The sequence below is a fragment of the Pseudomonas sp. Marseille-P9899 genome (assembly GCF_903166565.1).
Classification (GTDB): domain Bacteria; phylum Pseudomonadota; class Gammaproteobacteria; order Pseudomonadales; family Pseudomonadaceae; genus Aquipseudomonas; species Aquipseudomonas huaxiensis.
Map to the genome: position 1 here is coordinate 76,878 of NZ_CAESCG010000001.1, position 16,608 is coordinate 93,485.

Here is a 16,608-nt window from a genome sequence, read left to right on the forward strand (position 1 = left end):
TATCAGGTAGGCCATGTAGGCGAGGGCGATCATGGCATCAGCTCCTTCGGCACCTGGACGGTATCGCCGAGCTTGGCGTAAACGATGGCGCGGCATGCGGCAACCAATGGCTGCCGTGCGCCCCGGCAAAAGTCTTTTCCTTGTAGGGTCACCCAGGCCGCCCAGCAGTCATCTCTCGTCTGCGGGCTATGCAGGTTGACTTGGTGTTTTCCAATGAGCCAGCCGCCGTCCTCCCAGTTGGTTGACGGCCTGTAGAGCGGTTCCGTGCCGGTGATGAACACAAGGCTGGTGCCGCTCCCATAATTTGGTGGGGTCAGCTCGACCTTGATGCCTTCGACCTGTGCAATGCACCAGTCCAATGCCCCGAACTCCAGGCTGACTGTCTTCACTTCGATCATGTCGGTCATGCGGACCTCCGTTCGGGCTTACCGTACATGTCGTACTCGGGGCGCTCCGGCGGATAAGCTTCGGCAGTCAGCGCCTGGTCAATTGCAGCGCGCAGGTTCTCGTTGTAGTTCTCCCCGAGAACCCGCTGGTATGGCTTGCCCTCGTAGTGTCCGACGATCTCGATTCCGATGCTGTAGTCGCCGTCCATGCCGTTGGAGTGACTTTCGAAGCGGACATCCCAGCAGCACGATTCAAGGGCATTCAATCGCTCACGGTCCCGGCGCAACCCCTCCAGCTCGACACTGGAGATGATGGTGAAGTGGGTCTTCTTCTTGCTCACAGCGAATACCTCTCTTCATTCCAGCGCGCTGGCGCTTGGGCTGGTGTTGGTCCGTTGTCCTGCTGTTCGTGCGGGGAGAGCTGGCGCTCACGCCCGGCCTGCAGTTGGCTATCGGGAACGCAACTGATCCCGACGCCATTCAAGATCCAGCAGGTAACCCCGCGGCGGCTGTCGTGCTGCACGTCGATAACGTTCTCGGTTGCGCTGGCGCCGGTGGCCAGCATCGCGAGGAGGAGGGCGAGGCGGGTCATGGCTCGACCCTCTTGAACTCGACGACCCAGACCCACGGGTTGGCGCTCCATGAATCCATGCCGTTGAGCTTTACCCAGAGCCCGCCGAACAGCTCTATAGGGGAGTAGCCGTTGCCATCCGGGTCAATGTCTCGCTCCGCGCTCATCACGCCCTCGGCCAGCGCTTGCTGCTCGCTGATGTCCTGCAGTCGCTCGACACGAACGTCGGTGATCTCCAGCAGGATGCGGCTGACCCAGCGAGGCATGTGGATGCACGGCTTCCAAACCGGCTGCTCTTGCTCGTACGGAGTAAGGCCGTCAGCGGCATAGACCAGGGTTCCGTCCTCGCGGGCTTCCGCGATATCGAGATCGGCTGGCTTCAGGTATGGCCCGCGCTGGACTTCGAAGTGATCGCAGTACCAGGTCTCGCGCACCCACAGACGGTCGCCGGGTCGGCCCAGCGGGCAAAGTTTGTTCGCGGCTTTCAGCTTCAGCTCACCTTCTTGCGGCTCTAGGCACACTTGGAGCAGGTCAGTCATCTTCACCGCTCGCCGGGTGACGGCCTTATCGCCATCCAGAATGGCGCGGACCATCGGCCCGCTGAACAGGATCGGGCGTTCCTTAGTCTGGATCATGGCGTCACCACCCGGCGAGCCCACCAGCACACCGGGCCGTTGTCCGTATCGTGAATCGACAGGCAGAACCAGCCATCACCATCCGGACGGTCCGGTTCCCAATAGCTGCAGTCCGCCTCGCCAGCTTCGAAGTAGCGTTCAGAGATCGCTTCCTCGCTGTGGTATTCGAGCTCGACCATTGCCACTTGCAGGCCCTGCTCAGCGATCCATGCCTTGCACTTCTCGCCGTCTCCCTCGTCGAAGTCGGGCATGTCGGGGTGATAGAACATGCCGTCCTCGTCGCGCACGACCGGCACAATCTGGATCAGTTTGATTTCTTCAGGCATGACGATTCCTTGGCCGCTCACGCGCGGCAGTTGAATAGAGGGGAGAGGGGTTAAAGCAGAAAGAGTACGGATGTACTCCTGTCGAGGTCAGGCCGCTTTGAGCACGGCTTCAATCACTCGCTGCCCAGCCAGCGGCGGCACCGCGTTGCCGGCCATGTGCATAGTCAGTCGGTGGTTGTCAGGGCGCAGGGTGTTAGCCGAAAACGACATCGCGGCCAAGGCCTCGCTGGCGCTGAGCATGCGCATGTGGTCGCCATCGACCAGGGCCCAGCGGTCTAGGGTAGTGATGGTGCCGATTGGCCGATTGATGTCGCGGCCGGTGGTGCCGGAGCCTTTTCCGTAGTAGGGCATGATGAAGCGGTCGCCGAAGCGTTGGCGCCCGTTGCGTACTCGGTCGAGCGTGGCCTGGGCCCGGCCTGGTTTCTCGATTGGCGACCAGCGCCCGGCGTCGAAGTCGAGGAAGCTGGCCGCTGGCACATGTCGCTCCTGCGGCAACTGCAGCATCAGCGGAGCCTTGCTCCGAGTCAGCACAATGAACAGGCGAACACGATGTTGCGGTACGCCAAGGTCGGCGCAGTCGACGACGTGAGGGGCGACCTGGTAACCGAGGGCTTGGACTGCTGATACCCAGGCCGGGTAAAGCGCCCAGTTGGTGAACTCTTCCACGTTCTCGACGACTGCTGCCTGTGGCTTGTGATACTCCAACGCCGAGACAACGGCCCAGGCCGTCGAGCGCGACGCATCATGTTGCGGGTTGCCATTGGCTTTGCCACGTGCAGGGCTGTGCCCTTGGCAGCAGGGCGAGGCAAGCAGAAGGTCGTGCGCCGGCACCTGCTCCCAGCGAGCCTGGTGCAGGTCTTGGCAGGCGTGCTCGGTGTGCGGGTGATTGGCCGCGTGCCACTTCACGGCCTCTGGCCAGTGATTTGCCGCCCAGAGAACTTGGACGCCGGCGGCGCGCGCGCCGGTGCTAAATCCGCCCATTCCGGCGAACATGTCGATTGCTGTGGTCATTGAATGCTCCGAGTCAGCGTTTCGGATAGGTCTTGGAGAGATCGCCGTTGACGACATGTCCGCGACGAAGAACGAGGTTTGCCAGCGCAGCGCGATGCCGCTGGCTGTGACTGGCCTGACCGAGCAGGCCGAAGTAGCTGTTTGCCGTCTCGCGCAGGTTCTCCGCCGGCACCGCCGCTGTGCGCTTGAGTGCCTGGGCGACTGATTTCTTGCGAGTTGTCCGGCGCCAGGGCTTGATGACATGCCCGACGAAGTCCACGCCGCGGTCGATGAGCTGGAGGATCGTCTTTGTCGGGTTGAGCTTCGCGCCAAGTCCGGGAAGGAACTGTTCGATCTGCCACAGCCACTCATTGAGCTGCTGTGGCGAGTCATGCAGCAACACGAAGTCGTCGACGTAGCGGATGTAGTGCCGAACCTTCAGCGTGTGCTTGCAGAACTGGTCGAGCGCGTCGAGGTAGACGTTCGCGAAGAACTGCGACGACAGGTTGCCGATCGGCAGGCCAAGGTGGGCGGGCTGCGCGGTGAGCCGCTTGTGCTGCGGCACGCGGTTGAACAGGTGTCGAGGACTGCGGATCTCGTAGTCTTCGCGCGGGTCGTGCCAGAGCACCTGTAGGGCCAGGGCGCGAAACCACGGGTCAGCGATTCGCCGCTCAAGCTGACCGGCGAGCACACGCTTGTCGATCGACACGAAGAAGTTCGCGAGATCGCATTTCAGGTAGAAGCCTGGTCGAGACCAGTTCTGCGTCTGGCTGCGAATCTTCGCCTCAAGCCGCTGACCGGCGTACAGCGTGCCACGGCCGGGGATACAGGCGCAGGAATCCGCTATGAAGCTGCTTTCGATCCGTGGACCGATGCGGCTGTAGAGCAGGTGGTGCACGATGCGGTCGCGGAAGTCGGCGGCCCACACCTCGCGGGCCTTGGGCCGTGTGACCACGAAACAGATTGAGCGGCCAGGGCGATACGTCCCGCCCTGAAGCTCGTCGAATAGGTCGAGGAGGTTGGCTTCCATGTCCTGCTCGAAACGCCGGGCACTCGCGGTGTTCCGCTTGTGGCGCCGGCAGTCGTAGTAGGCAAGGGCCAGCTCCTCGAAGGTGAAGCTCGCAACGGGTAAATCTGCGGACGGGGCGCACGAGACGCTTGTTGTTCTTGTCGTTGTTGTTGAGCCAGCCATTCTCAAAGTCCATGTTGTAGGCGTTGTTGGCTGAGTACTGCGACCTGTCGTGCTATCTACGTCGCCGGGACGATTGCTCAGCCCGGTAACTGCGCCGGACCTGCCGGCATTCACCGGCGGTTTCCGTGGTGCGCATGGCGGTGATCACAGATCAGCGGCACGACCAGATTTAGCGCACAGGCAGAAGGGCCTTGACCCTCAAGCAGCGGGCGCGGTTGCGGATTTCTTCCAGGCGTTTGCCTGGCGGCCAACGGAGGCCGTGAGCTTCATTGCCATGGAGTGCTGACCTTTGCTGATGAAGCCCTTGTTGGTGAGGGCGCGCAGCAGGTAGTTCAGTATCCAGACGCTTTCGAGCAGTTGATTGAGGTGGTTGAGTCGATCCCGGTTCATGTTCGCCCGGCCGATCAGTACGAGCACTTGCAGGCACTCGTCGCGGATCTTCGAGCCGACGACCTGCTTCAGGTCCCGCGGGATGTTCCTGACCAGATCGAGCGCAAGCCCGAGCAATTCCTCAGCAACCTTGTGGATTTCCAGATCCGTATGTAGGGCCATCCTGGCCTCCTCGAAGAGCGAGGGCGCCGAGGCGCCCATGAATGAAGAATTGAAGTATCAGAAGTATTTTCTGCGGACGGGGCGCACGAGACGCTTGCTGGTCTTGTCGTTGCAGTAGAGCCAGCCAGTCTCAAAGTCCATGTCGTAGGCGTAGTGGGCTGAGTACTGCGAACTGGTCCAGTGTCGCGCCTGAGAGAAGGACTGCGGAACGGTGCCTTCAAGGAACGAAGCCTCGCGACGCGCCATGAGGTAGTAATCCTTGTGCCCGTCACGCTCGAACTTCGCGCAGAACCGGGCAGCCGGATAGTCGTTGTCGGTCTCGACCAGGTCGGCGGTGTTCGTCATCCCGTCGTGAGGACTCATTGCGCCGTCGAGCTCTTCGCCGCAACTGCCGAACTCGAACTTTCCTTCGGCGTCGGCGCCGGTCGGGACGATCAAGTAATAGGGCCTGTCACTGCCCTGGAACAAGCCGCCGTTGATTCCGCCTTCGCCGGGCCAGTACTCGCCGATAGCCGGAATGCAACTTGCGGAGGCTGCTGGCGGAGCAACAATGGCGAGGCTGGCCAGCTTCAGCACCGCCTCATGATCTGGGCTGCTGATCGTCAAGTCGCCACGGGTATACGTGGTCAGTTGATTCGCTTGCATGGGGTGCTCCTGTGAGCGGAATAGGGTGCAGGCGGCCGGCGCTTCCCGGCGTGCTTCTGGTCTGATCGTCGTCCTGACGAACCCGGAATCACCTGCGAGCGAAAGTAATGAAGGGGTGAATTACTGGATGATTCGGCTGCGGACGGGGCGCACGAGACGCTTGAGGCTCTTGCCGGTGCCGTTGTAGAGCCAGCCACCCTCAAAGCCCATGGTGTAGGCGAGGTTGGCTGAGTACTGCGTGCTCAGCCAGTGGAAGCGATCATGGCGCAGGGTCACCAGGCCCTCAGCTTTGGCTGCCATCAGCAGCTGTCCTTCGAGGCAGGACGGGATGTGCAGGTCCAGCGCCAAGGCTTTCTTCGCGATCTCGCTGCCGGCCTCGGCCATGGCGACTGTGTTTGCGTAGCCATCGCTGTAACTGTTCGCACCGGGGATCTCGGCGCCGCGCTCGCCCCAGGCGCCTTCGAACTCATCGGTAGGCAGGATCAGGGCGCGCTCTTGGCCGTTGAGCCAGTAGCGGGCGGCGAAGATGCCGCCGAGCAGGGGCTGGCCGAGGGCTGGCAGGTCGGTGGCGGCGATGACTTGCTGATTTGCTTGGGTCATGGGTTTCTCCAGGGTGATCGCCGCCCTCCATGGCTGGATGCGGTCGAGTAAAAGGGGCATGTCACAGCACCGCGTCACGCAATGATGAGTAGCGCTTCGAGCTGCTGGTCGGTGAGTCGGTCGGCGCCGTGAATGAGGCGGGATATCAGGTCTTGCTCTTCGCCAATCTCTGCGCGGACCATCACACGCTTAAGTGCACTGTCCGTGTTGTGATAGAGGTCCGTGACAATGCGGCGTGACAGCAGCCGAGCTTTGCGCTCCTCCTCTGTCAGCTTGTCCCGCTCGCGCTGTTCTTGCTTGCGCTGGGCCGGCGTCTTCGCCATGAAAAACCTCCAGCCCGCTGGGCGGCAGGGTGATGAATTGCTGGCGCCGGCCATGCCGAACGCGGTTTGAAATTTGGCGAATCACGATGCCCTGCTCAGGAGGATTCCGTTCTCGCGGGCGATCAGTCGCACGCGGGTATGGCTGGTCTTCATCGCCTCGGCGATCTGATAGGCGCTCATGCCTTGGGCGACCAGATCGCGCACCATCGGCGCGTCGGACTCACGGGCGGCGCGCTGCTTGCGCTGGTGCGGGTTGTTCGGCTCGCCCTCGCCACTGAGGCCGGCTGGGATTTCGTTCACCTGCTTGCCTGCGGCAAAGAACTGGTCGATGGCCGCATTCAGCTCGGCCATCACCTGCAGGCGCGGGTCTGGAATAGGTGCTCCGATTTGCATTGGGTGGTCCTCGAAGGGGTTAAGCGTGGTGTTCGAACGCCTCGGCCTTGCGGACGATTCGAATGGAGAACTCGCGGCGCTCGGCTGGTGCTCGACGGTCGCGCCGCATCGGGTCGCCCTCGTCGATGATTGAGTGCATTGCGATGAGGCTGGCGAGGGCAATGCAGAGCGGGGTGATGATCTGGCCCTTGATTGCCTTGGCGATTGCGTCGGCGCGGCGCCGGGCGTCGAGCTTGAACAGCACCGTGTCGATGCGGTTCGCCGCGGTGCCCGGCGCAATGCTCATGTGGCGCGCGATTTCCTTGGTGGTCATGCCCTGGGCGACACACAGCAGTGCTTCGAGCTCGCGCGGTGCGAGCCCGCGGCCGAGGTGACCCATCCATGAGCCTGTCGTTATCGTTTCCATGATGATCCTCGGGGGTGGCTGCATTGGCTACTGCTGTAGTCGCCTCCGCTTCCGCATTGTTGGAACGAAGCAGCAGCGGCTGTCGTGGCGCTGATTTGATTGAATGCCGCGGGACCGGTTGATGTACCGATAGAGCTTCATTAGGTGGCGCCAATTGCGTTCGGACCAGGCAAGATGGAACACTTTTCGGTCTTCGAATTGGTTGGCTTCTTCTGTAATGTGCTCGAGATAGGACATCGTTGCGACCTGTTGAAATGGACTTGCGGCCGGTGATCCGCAGATGGGATGAGTGATGACCAATAAGTCAAAGAAGAAAGTTAAGAAGCGCGCCCCAACCACAAGGGAACGCATCGCGAAACTAGAAAAAAGAATTGCGGAGCTAGAGGCGCTGATGCCAGAGGGATCCGAGCGCCAGAAGGGCAGCTACACCAGGCAGATACGAGAGCTTCAAGAGCAGCTTCGCGTTGAGAAGATTCACGCACTCTCGAAGTACAGTCAGATCCGCCACTACCAGGTTTCTGGGAGCTACGGTAGTGGCAAGAGATCTGGCTGATTTCTTCTGTCCTACATTCAGGCCCGCTACTGGCGACGGCCTGAGCTCTTGATTCATTGTTCTTCCAGCCGCGGCTATAGCCCGCTGGATAACTGTTCTTGGCGCTTTACGCTGCGCGCCCGGGCCAGTTGCCAACCGTCTGGACTGTTGAGGTCTGTCCATCGCTACCTTCACTGCTGGCCGGTATTGATCCGGCATTCCTATAACCTGAGTTATGGGTTGAATAATAACTTGAGTTTTCAGCATGTCAATAACCTAGGTTATTTTTCGTGAAGGGATCTCGTCCGTGGCTGGCTTTGCTCAGCAGTCGATGTACTCGCGCCACCCAATTCGGTAGGCGCCGCAGTCGAGGCGGTCAATTCGAATGCCGTCGGTGTTCCCGAGTTCATCCAGCAGTCGCTCCCAATCCTCCTCCAACTCATCTGGAGCAGGGGTCACGACGACCGCCTGGAGTTTCTGCACGTGCGGAGAGACAACTAGGCGCCTAACGCGGCTACCGAGAAGCTCGTAAGAAGATGGGAGAGATGATGTGTCGGGAATGCCTTGCCCCATGTAGATACCTCCTTGAGTGCTGTATGAATGTACAGTATTTGAGGTTCGCGCCTTTGGCAAGATCAGTCCATCCCGGCGAAACGAAAAAGCCCGGCACTGGGCCGGGCTTTATGGTGTGGGTGGTTGTTACAGTTTTCCCATTACACGAACGGCCACTCCGATTATTCGGCAGTCCTCCCCGCACTCAACCATTTTGTATTCCGGGTTTAGGGGCTTTAGGTAACGCCTTCCACCATCTTCGACGAGCTTCTTGAAGGTGGCCTCGCCGCTATTTGCCAGCTTAGCAACCACGAGCTTGCCAGATGCTGCTTCGGCCTCGGTATCAACGAGGATCATCATACCCTCCGGGATGCTTGTACCGGCCGGCGCCGTCATGGAGTCGCCGCGCACCTCAAGCCAGAACGCCGAGCCTTTCGAGTTGTAATCCGAGATCTCGTACCGATCGGAAAACCCTGGCGGGAATGGCTCCACGGCCTCCGCCCACGCCCCGGCAGCCACCCAGCTGATCACCGGGTATCGGTAGGACATATTGGGTTGATCTGCAGGTGCCACGTTTGATGGCTCTGAAGTGGTTGCCTTGCCTGAGTCAAGCCACTCAGCGGAGACATTAAGCGCCCGAGCAATTTCCACCAATCTTTTGGAGGTCGCGTTACGCCCGCTCTCCAGGTGCTGGATCGTAACCTGGCTCACGCCGGCTTTATCGGCCAGCTGTTGCTGGCTCAGACCAAGCTCCACGCGGCGAGCGTAGATACGGTCTTTCAGGGTTCCGCTGTCTTCATTCATGCCGCTAAGGGTAAAACACGCGTTATTGCCCTTCAAATAACATGTGTTTGCGTCTTTAATAACTTGAGTTATCATCGTGAGCACGATCCAGTGAGGCACAGACATGCCAGCGAAAGAGAGACCTATAGAGACGGTTGTCCGCCTGGCTGGTGGCCAGGCAGAGCTTGCCCGTCGCTGCAATACGAGCCAGCCAAGGATTTGGCAGTGCGTACATCGAAATCAGCGCGTCCCGGCTGACCTCGTTATCCCCTTCGAAAAAGCCGTCGACGGACTGGTGACTCGCCACCAGCTACGACCAGACCTTTACCCCGAAGAAGAAGCCGCTTCTGCCCGGTAGAAGCAATTATCCGTTAACTGGCACCTCGCCAGTAGATGAACAACACACCTGTGAATTTGAACAGTGGGAGAAGGTTGATGACTGAAAAGGATTTGAGGGTTCAGCTGACGGCGCGCGAACGCGAGGTCGTAATCGCGGCAGTTGCTGGGAAGGCTTCTGGCCTGCCGCTTGAGGCAGCTAAGCAAGTTCTGGCCGCTATCGAAGTACTCGACGGCAAACACCCGCCGATCCTTGTTTGGCCTGAAGGGCTCAGCAGGGAAGAGCGGGCTGCCTGGCATGAGGGCGAAGCCGCCTACTGGCGGGAGTCTGCGGTCATTCGCGGCGAAGGTGTCAGTCCTGCTCCTCGAAGTGCTGATAAAGATCAGATTTCCGGCCAAAGCGGTGAGTCCACTGTTTCGGCGGATACGCCTCTTCCTCGTTCAGCTTGAGATCGAGAAGCTCATCGTGAAACAGGTAAACGAAGTCGAGTTCGGTTTTTGTGGCGGCGATCGTTTCTGCCAAGGTCCAGTGGTGCTTGTTAATCAAGTAAAGGCGAAGTGCTTCCATGTTGGACCACCTGACCCACGTCGAGCGCGAGTCTGTGCGCACCCGGATTGCGAAGCAGCGAAGCTTATACAGGCCAAGCGCCATCCGCACCTCTTGGCCCTGCGGATCACGGATTTCCCGAATCTCGGTGTGCTCCTTCAAGTACTTCTCGGCGAAGTCGAGGGCGCTGCTCCATTCCTGATAGTGATCAATTTCTTCACGCATTTGCCGGGCCTCCGTGGCCTTTGTAGCGAGTGGGATCAAAACGATACCACGACTGCGCTCGGCACCCATTAGCAACACCGAGCCTGAATTGCAGGCGAAAAAAAACCGCCTGGCAGGGCGGTCTCTTCAACATCATTTCGAGGTCGATTATGCACATCCACAACGACGCAAGCAATACCGCTGTCGCGTCAGGTTTTGGTTATGCGCCGAACCTGTCGCGTCAGTTCGTGCCTGGCGGAGGTACCCGGTAATGGCCCGCATCCGCACCATCAAGCCAGAGTTCTGGACCAGCGAGCAGGTCATGGAGTGCTCGGCCCTGGCTCGCCTCCTGTTCATCGGCATCTGGAACTTCTGCGACGACGCGGGCAATCACCCGATGTCGGCAAAGACCCTCAAGGCTCTGGTGTTTCCGGGCGACGACATCACCTCGGCGCAGGTTGAGGGAATGCTCGGCGAGCTCCAGTCGAACGGACTGATCTCGCTCTACGAGCATTCGTCGAAGCAGTACCTGCACGTGAACGGATGGCACCACCAGAAGATTGACCGGCCTACCTACAAGCATCCCGTATTCGTCGAGCGCTCACAAGGTGCTCAGCCACCAAGCGGTGACGGATCGCCGAGTGATCGACGAGGACTCGACGAAGGCTCGTCTAGCGATGATCGAGTCCTCACCCCCGGAAAGGAAGGGGAAGGGAAAGGAAGTACACACTCCCCGCGCGAGCCGTTCGAAATGACGTTGGAGTGGGTGCCTGACCAGGTCCAGCTTGAGGCCTATGCGAGGTTCTCTGGCATGGCCGTCGAGCAATTCACGCCCGAGGCCATATCTGGATTCGTAATGCATCACGACGCCAAGGGGCTTGCTCAAACCGAAGCTCAGTGGGTGGCCGCGCTGGTTGGTTGGGTCAAGCGGGATGCCGTGAAGGGGGCGAAGGTTGTTCGCTTGAGGGCTGGCGATGCTCCTGGAGCATTCGACGATGAAGATACGTCCTGGCTTCAGGGGGGCGCCTCATGACCCAGGCCGTCGTTATCGCCCATGGCCTTTGGGCCAAGGTCCAGTCCGGTCAATACATCGCTGCCGGCGAGACCCTGTCGGAGGATGTTCGCGCCGACATTGATCGCCAGACTGCCAAGGCGATCAACCACCTGTTCCGCGATCTGCGAGTCATCTGCTCCGGCTGGCGGCAGGCGTGGCCGGATGTGGCTGCGTACAAGGCGTCCAAGCAGCAGTGGCTCTTGGCGTTCTTCGAGGCTGGCATCAATCGGCCGGAGCAGTTGCAGTTCGGCCTGATGCGCGCCCGGCAACTGGGCAGCCCGTTCATCCCATCGCCTGGTACGTTCATCGAATGGTGCCAGCCCTCCCCGGAGATGCTGGGCCTGCCGCCAATGGCCGCCGCCTTCCGAGAAGCCTGCCGCAATGCCCATCCAGCCATGGCTGGCCGTGCCGAGTGGAGTCATGACGCGGTATGGCACGCGGCGAAGGAGTGCGGGTTTGAGAGCTTGAACAGGCTTGCGACTGACCTCGCCGCCAAGCTGTTCGAGCGGAACTATGTAATCGCGGTTCGCCGACTGGTTGCCGGACAGCCGCTGCAAAAGATGCCTCTCGCGCTGCCGGCGAAGGTTGCGGCCCGGTCCACTCCGGAAGTTGGGCGCGCTGCATTGGCCGCCTTGCGCGCTGGGAGGCCTCGCCATGCTCAAGCCTGACCTCGCCGAATATCGCTACGCCCTTTACTGCCGCTCCGATCTGGTCGGCCTGTCCGAAAAACCACAGCCACCGATAGCGGTCTACCGCGACGAGGGGCTGGCAAATGCCCACGGTCACCGCATGTGGCCGAGCGCTTATCGCGTCATCGATCTCCATGGAGAAGACCCATGCGGCAAACGAAACTGACCAAAGCCGCCCGCGGCCGGGAGTGCCAGGTGCGCATCCCGGGCGTTTGCAATGGCAACCCCGACACCACCGTGCTCGCGCACTACCGGCTCTCCGGTACCTGCGGTGTTGGCTCCAAACCGAATGATTTGCAGGGGGCCTGGGCGTGCAGCACCTGCCACGACGCAATCGACGGCCGCAGCCGCGCTGTCACTCGCGACGAGGCCCGGCAGCTCCACGCTGAAGGCGTCATGCGCACCCAGGCCGAACTGGTTCGGGAAGGGCTGGTGAAGGCATGACCAAACCAATCATGAAGGCCTTTTGCGCCAAGCCGAAGCGGACCAGGCGCAATGACCGCGAAGGCCAGGAGCAGGCCGCGCTGATGAAAGAGATCGAGCTGCGCTACCCGGAGGTGTTCGTGCATCTGCACCACACCCCAAACGGCGGCCTCCGGGGCAAGGCCGAGGCCTCTCGCCTCAAGAAGCAGGGCGTCAAGGCGGGCATCCCTGATCTTCAGCTCACGATGGCCCGCGGCGGGTATTTCGGGCTGTTCATCGAGTTCAAAGCCACCATCGAGCCGGCGCCCGTCTCGCTGAGCCAGCATGCGTGCATCGGCCGCCTGAATGAGCAGGGCTACCTGGCTGTTGTGTGTCGAGGCCATTTCGATGCGATGGAATGCCTTCGGGCTTACCTGGCGTTGCCCGTGACGGTGGCGGCATGAGCGGCTGTTGCGCGGTGGCGCTCTCGGATGCAGAAATTCGCCGGCAGGCTGCGGGGTCGACCGTTCGCGATCTGCGCGATCCTCGGTACCCAGGCCTGTACCTGCGGTTCGCCAAGGATCGCGAACGAGCCACCTGGTATCTGGTTAGCTGCAAGAAGTGGAGCAAGATCGGCGGCTACCCGGCGCTGCCGTTCAAGAGCCTTGTCGGAGTACTGCCGCAAATCCGTGCGCGCCTGGCGGCCGACCCAGGAGCCTCGGCATCAGGCGGCGAGCTGGCAACGGTCGGGCAGCTACTGGCCTGGTACTCGGATCGGCAGTCGCGTGACCGCAGCTTGTCCCGCAAGCGCCGTGCAACAGCAAGCTCCGCGATCAAGTGCCATCTGAAGCCGCGCCTGGATGACCTGCCTGTGCCAGAGGCTACGCGATCCGCGCTCGACGACCGTGTTATGTGGCCGCTGCAGGAGGAGCTGTCTCTGTCCTATGTCCGGCTGCTGTGGGGTGTGTTGGTGGTCGCGTTCCGCCAGGCTGAGCGGCTGAAGCTGATCGCCGGCAATCCGATTGCGGGCTTCAAGTTCACCGACTTCACCAAGGCCCGCGTCCAGCCCAAGGCGGCCCGGCTCCGTGGTGTGCAGCTTGAACCGCTGGTGGGTTTGCTGGCTGACCAGTTCGACGCTGATCCCGCCGGGGTGATGCTGGCCACCCTGATGCTGTGCCACGGCACCAGGGTCGGCGAGAGCCGTCAGAGTACTTGGCCGCACTTCACGCTGGCAGACATGGGTGAGTGGTTCATCCCGGCCGAGAACACGAAGACCCGCTGCGAGCATCGCCTGCCACTGACTCCACAAGTCGTTGCGCTGCTGAAGCGGTATCGGGAATGGCAGGCCGGTACCGGCTACAAGGGCGTGTACCTGTTCCCCGCCAAGAGCGGCAAGCCGATGAGCGAAGGCCAGGCATGTGCCGTGTTCACCCGCCTGGGTCGAGGCGAATGGACCAGCCACGACCTGCGCAAGCTTGCCCGCACCGCCTGGACCGATCTGGGTGTGGACTACCTCATCGGCGAGATGCTGGTGAACCACACGCTCACCCGGAACGTGCAGACCTACATCCACACCCATGCCGAACAGTTGAAGCGCGAAGCCCTGGATAAGTGGCATGAGCGGTTAGATGCGGCTGGGTTCGGCGCGATTCATGGGTTGATAGATGGAAGAAACGGAAATTCGCAAAACGCTGCCGAGGCGGCAGACGGCGCGGGTTTCAAGGCTATTCAGGAAACCGTAAAAGGCGAGGATTCCAAATGACCGATTTGAACAGCTTGTCGCCAGCAGCCCGCTCGGCCGCGATGCGTGGCGGAGTCGATGGATGGGGGCAAGTCGGCAGCAGCAGCCGGCATATCCGCTACATGGAGCCGAAGCCCTCCAAGGCTCGGCGTCGGTGTCACTGCGGCTGCAAGCGTCGGGCGACACACTACGGTTGTGCGAACGGCGTCACGCTCATCAGTGGTTGCGAGCTTCGAATCCGCCGCTGGGTGAAGACGGGGCAATGATGAAAAAGAGCCACGGGCCATCACTGAGGAAAGAGCGGATCGACCTCGCCCAGTGCCCGGCCTGTCGCGGTAAGGCGGTCATTAAGGGTGTGTTCCACGAAATGGCCTGCGTCCGGTGCAACGCCTCCGGTTGGGTTGAGGCCCTGACCGGGAATGCGCTGCCCCTGGACGAGCTGGTCACCCAGCTCAATTTCAAGCTGCAGGCCGCTCAGCGGCAGATCAACGAATTGCGAAGCTCTCGGGCCACGGGGCCGGAGGCGACATATCAGGAAGGCAACCGGCTCGGCGCCGGCGGCACCAACTACACGGGCGATTAAGGGGAAGGGCATGAGCAAGGTTGAAAGGACGGCTGAGGATCTGCTGGAACACTGGGGCCGCTGGGTCGTGCTGGGCTCGGGCGTGTCGTGCTGCGCATCTCGCGAGAACACGGTGCTTGACCCAATGATCACTGATGACGAGGCGCTGATGATCGATCGCTTGGTCGGGCGATTGCTCAAGCGCTACCCGGAGTGTGGCCGGGTGATCATGCGCTACTACACATCCCGAGACACCTCACTGGAGCAGGTCGGCAAGAAACTGGGCTTCGGCATGGAGAAGACGCGGCAGCTCTGGAAGGCTGGCGTGGCATGGGTGGACGGCGCGCTGGATGTTCGTAGAGAGGCCGCTTGACAGCCCCGGTGGCGATCTGTAGCTTTCACGTTACTTTGCGGTTTTTCCGCGTGCAAAGCCCGTTATGATAGCGGGCTTTTTGCTTTCTTGAGCCCAGCCATCGTGCTGGGCTTTTTCATTCTTGGAGCACCGCATGAGCACTACTGCATGGCCGCCGATCCTGAAGTCGGCAAACGGAAAGCTGGTCATCAACTTCGTTACCGGCGCAATCACCTTCAAGGCGTGACGCTGATCGTTGCTCAATTCGAGGCCCGGCATACGCCGGGCTTTTTCATTGTCGGGGTGCCGCATGAGCGCTTTCCGTGAGTATCGGCGCCGCAACGAATATCGCCTGAGCTTGATCGATGAGCTGCACTACCAGCTCTGTAAGGCGGAGCCATTCGAAGGCGCCAAAATCCGAGTTGTCCGCAACAAGTATCTGCTCAAGCTCTTCAGGTACAAGCGCCGAGCCAAGGGCGCCAGCCATGCGAATCGCTGACCCTACTCACACAGCCCCGGCATTCGCTGGGGCTTTCTATTTGCGCTCCCCGCAACGGGAGGAATCGAGATGCCCAACATGCCCGAAAAGGATCCCGGCCTGTGGGCCGCCCTCATTGCCTGGGTGCTTGCCCATCAACCCCAGCTCTACGCCGCCGGTCTGTCTGTTTTGATCGCCGCGTTGCGCGTGGTTTACGGGGGCGGCACTCGGCGTCAGATGATGTTGGAGGGCGCGCTGTGCGGCCTCATCACTCTGGCCTTGGTACCGCTGCTCGAATGGATGGGCCTGCCTCAGGGTATGGCCACCTTCGCCGGCGGTATGGTCGGCTTCATGGGAGTGGAGAAGCTTCGCGGCTACTCCGACATGTTCATGTCGCGCAAAGCGCAAGGGTGACCCGATGATCACATTGACCGACAACAACGGCCTCAAGCGCTACCTGGCTCCTGACGCCATCGCCCGTGTAGACGAGGCCTGCGCCAGCAGCCAATGGCACGGCATCTGCGCCATCGTTCGCATGTTCGACGGCCAGGTGCTGGAGGTGAGGCAGCGCGCTGATGATGTGGTGCGCCAGATCAACGAGGCCAAGGCCTGATGGCCTGCAGTGGATGCGCCGCCCGGCGCGAGTGGATCAACAAGTGGATGAAGGTGGCCCGTGAACGAGCAAGCAATCTCTTTACTCCAGCAGATCCTGGATCAGCAGCAGAAGCAGACCGGCCTGCTGGAGCAGATCGCAACCCAGAACCAGGCACTGATCGAGGCGCTGGCTGACGAGCAGGGCGCCGACCCTGATGAGCTGTCGCTGACCTATCTGGATGGCTCGCCATGCCTCTGAGGCCCCAGCGCCCATGCCGTGGGTCTGGGTGTCGATCGCTGCACCGCAACGCCTCCGGCTACTGCGATGCTCACGCTGACCAGGTCAAGAGCTACACCCGCGAGACGCCCCGCGAAAGCTCGACCGCGCGCGGCTACGGGTACAAGTGGCAGCAGGCTCGCGCTGGTTATCTGGCCAAGCATCCGCTGTGCATCAAGTGCCAGGCCCGCGGACTCGTAGTGGTAGCCACCGATGTCGACCACATCAAGCCCCACAAGGGTGACATGGTGCTGTTCTGGGAGCGCTCGAACTGGCAGGCGCTGTGCGGCCCGTGCCATTCGACCAAGACGGCCTCGGAGGACGGCGGCTTCGGGAATACTCGACGAAAATGATCAAAAAACGATCAGAAATGACCCAATTGATATTGATTCTCGATTGCATGGAGGGGGAGGGTAAAAAGTTCAGGCTTTCGCGCTTCTAGACCGCGCCCTCAATCGTTTTTTTGCACCCGCGAAATATAAAGTT

At 61.1% G+C, this 16,608-nt stretch carries 32 protein-coding genes; 15 read left to right on the forward strand and 17 right to left on the reverse strand.

Annotation, left to right across the window (positions count from 1 at the left end; all coding sequences use genetic code 11):
• Positions 1-29 precede the first annotated feature (29 nt).
• The 13 genes from HWV67_RS00315 to HWV67_RS00375 form a co-directional block, all read right to left on the reverse strand.
• Positions 30-407, reverse strand: coding sequence for a phage protein NinX family protein (locus HWV67_RS00315; RefSeq protein ID WP_175649441.1), 378 nt, complete (start codon positions 405-407; stop codon positions 30-32).
• Positions 404-727, reverse strand: a complete 324-nt coding sequence (locus HWV67_RS00320; RefSeq protein ID WP_175649442.1) for a hypothetical protein — start codon at positions 725-727, stop codon at positions 404-406. Before HWV67_RS00320 ends, HWV67_RS00315 begins: the two co-directional genes overlap by 4 nt.
• Positions 724-978: a hypothetical protein gene (locus HWV67_RS00325; RefSeq protein ID WP_175649443.1), complete on the reverse strand. Its 255-nt coding sequence runs from the start codon at positions 976-978 to the stop codon at positions 724-726. The genes HWV67_RS00320 and HWV67_RS00325 overlap by 4 nt, the downstream gene beginning before the upstream one ends.
• Positions 975-1,592 (reverse strand): hypothetical protein, encoded by a 618-nt coding sequence (locus tag HWV67_RS00330; RefSeq protein WP_175649444.1) that lies wholly within the window; start codon positions 1,590-1,592, stop codon positions 975-977. Before HWV67_RS00330 ends, HWV67_RS00325 begins: the two co-directional genes overlap by 4 nt.
• Positions 1,589-1,918, reverse strand: a complete 330-nt coding sequence (locus HWV67_RS00335) for a hypothetical protein (protein WP_175649445.1) — start codon at positions 1,916-1,918, stop codon at positions 1,589-1,591. Before HWV67_RS00335 ends, HWV67_RS00330 begins: the two co-directional genes overlap by 4 nt.
• A gap of 87 nt (positions 1,919-2,005) precedes the next feature.
• Positions 2,006-2,929, reverse strand: a complete 924-nt coding sequence (locus HWV67_RS00340) for a DNA cytosine methyltransferase (protein ID WP_175649446.1) — start codon at positions 2,927-2,929, stop codon at positions 2,006-2,008.
• 13 nt (positions 2,930-2,942) lie between these two features.
• A complete protein-coding gene (locus HWV67_RS00345) occupies positions 2,943-4,100 on the reverse strand; it encodes an RNA-directed DNA polymerase (protein ID WP_175649447.1) in 1,158 nt (385 codons plus the stop codon).
• Positions 4,101-4,298: 198 nt separating this feature from the next.
• Positions 4,299-4,652 (reverse strand): four helix bundle protein, encoded by a 354-nt coding sequence (locus HWV67_RS00350; protein ID WP_175649448.1) that lies wholly within the window; start codon positions 4,650-4,652, stop codon positions 4,299-4,301.
• Between the two features lie 57 nt (positions 4,653-4,709).
• Positions 4,710-5,297 (reverse strand): DUF1566 domain-containing protein, encoded by a 588-nt coding sequence (locus tag HWV67_RS00355; RefSeq protein WP_175649449.1) that lies wholly within the window; start codon positions 5,295-5,297, stop codon positions 4,710-4,712.
• Between the two features lie 120 nt (positions 5,298-5,417).
• The gene (locus HWV67_RS00360; protein ID WP_175649450.1) at positions 5,418-5,897 is read right to left on the reverse strand and encodes a hypothetical protein; all 480 of its coding nucleotides are present in this window, start codon (positions 5,895-5,897) and stop codon (positions 5,418-5,420) included.
• A 74-nt stretch (positions 5,898-5,971) separates the two neighbouring features.
• Positions 5,972-6,220, reverse strand: coding sequence for a hypothetical protein (locus HWV67_RS00365; protein WP_175649451.1), 249 nt, complete (start codon positions 6,218-6,220; stop codon positions 5,972-5,974).
• 81 nt (positions 6,221-6,301) lie between these two features.
• The gene (locus tag HWV67_RS00370; protein ID WP_175649452.1) at positions 6,302-6,613 is read right to left on the reverse strand and encodes a hypothetical protein; all 312 of its coding nucleotides are present in this window, start codon (positions 6,611-6,613) and stop codon (positions 6,302-6,304) included.
• Between the two features lie 19 nt (positions 6,614-6,632).
• A complete protein-coding gene (locus HWV67_RS00375; RefSeq protein WP_175649453.1) occupies positions 6,633-7,019 on the reverse strand; it encodes a response regulator transcription factor in 387 nt (128 codons plus the stop codon).
• Positions 7,020-7,311: 292 nt separating this feature from the next.
• On the opposite strand from HWV67_RS00375, the gene HWV67_RS00380 reads away from it, so the two are divergent.
• Positions 7,312-7,572 (forward strand): hypothetical protein, encoded by a 261-nt coding sequence (locus HWV67_RS00380; protein ID WP_175649454.1) that lies wholly within the window; start codon positions 7,312-7,314, stop codon positions 7,570-7,572.
• Between the two features lie 300 nt (positions 7,573-7,872).
• On the opposite strand, the gene HWV67_RS00385 is transcribed toward HWV67_RS00380, so the two are convergent.
• Together HWV67_RS00385 and HWV67_RS00390 are read right to left on the reverse strand one after the other, a co-directional pair.
• Positions 7,873-8,124 carry a DUF1654 domain-containing protein gene (locus HWV67_RS00385; RefSeq protein WP_175649455.1) on the reverse strand — a complete coding sequence of 84 codons (252 nt, stop codon included), beginning with the start codon at positions 8,122-8,124 and terminating at the stop codon, positions 7,873-7,875.
• Between the two features lie 126 nt (positions 8,125-8,250).
• Entirely contained in the window at positions 8,251-8,982 is a 732-nt protein-coding gene (locus tag HWV67_RS00390) for a LexA family protein (protein ID WP_175649456.1), read from the reverse strand.
• Positions 8,983-9,010: 28 nt separating this feature from the next.
• Between HWV67_RS00390 and HWV67_RS00395 the strand changes: the two genes are divergently transcribed.
• On the forward strand, positions 9,011-9,244 hold the full coding sequence (locus tag HWV67_RS00395) for a transcriptional regulator (RefSeq protein WP_175649457.1): 234 nt from the start codon (positions 9,011-9,013) through the stop codon (positions 9,242-9,244).
• A gap of 330 nt (positions 9,245-9,574) precedes the next feature.
• Here the strand turns inward: HWV67_RS00395 and HWV67_RS00400 are convergent, their stop codons facing one another.
• Positions 9,575-9,994 (reverse strand): hypothetical protein, encoded by a 420-nt coding sequence (locus HWV67_RS00400; protein WP_175649458.1) that lies wholly within the window; start codon positions 9,992-9,994, stop codon positions 9,575-9,577.
• A gap of 250 nt (positions 9,995-10,244) precedes the next feature.
• Here HWV67_RS00400 and HWV67_RS00405 point away from each other — a divergent pair, with 250 nt between their 5' ends.
• The 8 genes from HWV67_RS00405 (at position 10,245) to HWV67_RS00440 (ending at position 14,794) form a co-directional block, all read left to right on the forward strand.
• Positions 10,245-11,006: a DnaT-like ssDNA-binding domain-containing protein gene (locus HWV67_RS00405; RefSeq protein WP_175649459.1), complete on the forward strand. Its 762-nt coding sequence runs from the start codon at positions 10,245-10,247 to the stop codon at positions 11,004-11,006.
• On the forward strand, positions 11,003-11,695 hold the full coding sequence (locus HWV67_RS00410; RefSeq protein ID WP_175649460.1) for a replication protein P: 693 nt from the start codon (positions 11,003-11,005) through the stop codon (positions 11,693-11,695). The genes HWV67_RS00405 and HWV67_RS00410 overlap by 4 nt, the downstream gene beginning before the upstream one ends.
• Positions 11,682-11,882 (forward strand): hypothetical protein, encoded by a 201-nt coding sequence (locus HWV67_RS00415; RefSeq protein ID WP_175649461.1) that lies wholly within the window; start codon positions 11,682-11,684, stop codon positions 11,880-11,882. The genes HWV67_RS00410 and HWV67_RS00415 overlap by 14 nt, the downstream gene beginning before the upstream one ends.
• Complete coding sequence (locus HWV67_RS00420; protein ID WP_175649462.1) at positions 11,864-12,160, forward strand: DUF1364 domain-containing protein; 297 nt, start codon at positions 11,864-11,866, stop codon at positions 12,158-12,160. Before HWV67_RS00415 ends, HWV67_RS00420 begins: the two co-directional genes overlap by 19 nt.
• Positions 12,157-12,582: a VRR-NUC domain-containing protein gene (locus HWV67_RS00425; RefSeq protein ID WP_175649463.1), complete on the forward strand. Its 426-nt coding sequence runs from the start codon at positions 12,157-12,159 to the stop codon at positions 12,580-12,582. Before HWV67_RS00420 ends, HWV67_RS00425 begins: the two co-directional genes overlap by 4 nt.
• The gene (locus tag HWV67_RS00430; RefSeq protein WP_175649464.1) at positions 12,579-13,880 is read left to right on the forward strand and encodes a tyrosine-type recombinase/integrase; all 1,302 of its coding nucleotides are present in this window, start codon (positions 12,579-12,581) and stop codon (positions 13,878-13,880) included. The genes HWV67_RS00425 and HWV67_RS00430 overlap by 4 nt, the downstream gene beginning before the upstream one ends.
• A gap of 244 nt (positions 13,881-14,124) precedes the next feature.
• Positions 14,125-14,442: a hypothetical protein gene (locus tag HWV67_RS00435; RefSeq protein ID WP_175650937.1), complete on the forward strand. Its 318-nt coding sequence runs from the start codon at positions 14,125-14,127 to the stop codon at positions 14,440-14,442.
• A 10-nt stretch (positions 14,443-14,452) separates the two neighbouring features.
• Positions 14,453-14,794: an antiterminator Q family protein gene (locus HWV67_RS00440; protein ID WP_175649465.1), complete on the forward strand. Its 342-nt coding sequence runs from the start codon at positions 14,453-14,455 to the stop codon at positions 14,792-14,794.
• A 30-nt stretch (positions 14,795-14,824) separates the two neighbouring features.
• Here HWV67_RS00440 and HWV67_RS00445 read toward each other — a convergent pair whose 3' ends face one another.
• Positions 14,825-15,085 (reverse strand): hypothetical protein, encoded by a 261-nt coding sequence (locus HWV67_RS00445; protein WP_175649466.1) that lies wholly within the window; start codon positions 15,083-15,085, stop codon positions 14,825-14,827.
• Here HWV67_RS00445 and HWV67_RS00450 point away from each other — a divergent pair.
• From HWV67_RS00450 to HWV67_RS00470, 5 genes are all read left to right on the forward strand, one after another.
• Positions 15,084-15,272: a hypothetical protein gene (locus HWV67_RS00450; protein ID WP_175649467.1), complete on the forward strand. Its 189-nt coding sequence runs from the start codon at positions 15,084-15,086 to the stop codon at positions 15,270-15,272. The genes HWV67_RS00445 and HWV67_RS00450 overlap by 2 nt on opposite strands.
• A 69-nt stretch (positions 15,273-15,341) precedes the next feature.
• A complete protein-coding gene (locus HWV67_RS00455; protein ID WP_175649468.1) occupies positions 15,342-15,665 on the forward strand; it encodes a phage holin, lambda family in 324 nt (107 codons plus the stop codon).
• A 4-nt stretch (positions 15,666-15,669) separates the two neighbouring features.
• Positions 15,670-15,864, forward strand: a complete 195-nt coding sequence (locus tag HWV67_RS00460) for a hypothetical protein (protein WP_175649469.1) — start codon at positions 15,670-15,672, stop codon at positions 15,862-15,864.
• Between the two features lie 60 nt (positions 15,865-15,924).
• Positions 15,925-16,104, forward strand: a complete 180-nt coding sequence (locus HWV67_RS00465) for a hypothetical protein (RefSeq protein ID WP_175649470.1) — start codon at positions 15,925-15,927, stop codon at positions 16,102-16,104.
• Complete coding sequence (locus HWV67_RS00470; protein ID WP_175649471.1) at positions 16,095-16,475, forward strand: HNH endonuclease signature motif containing protein; 381 nt, start codon at positions 16,095-16,097, stop codon at positions 16,473-16,475. Before HWV67_RS00465 ends, HWV67_RS00470 begins: the two co-directional genes overlap by 10 nt.
• Positions 16,476-16,608 lie beyond the last annotated feature (133 nt).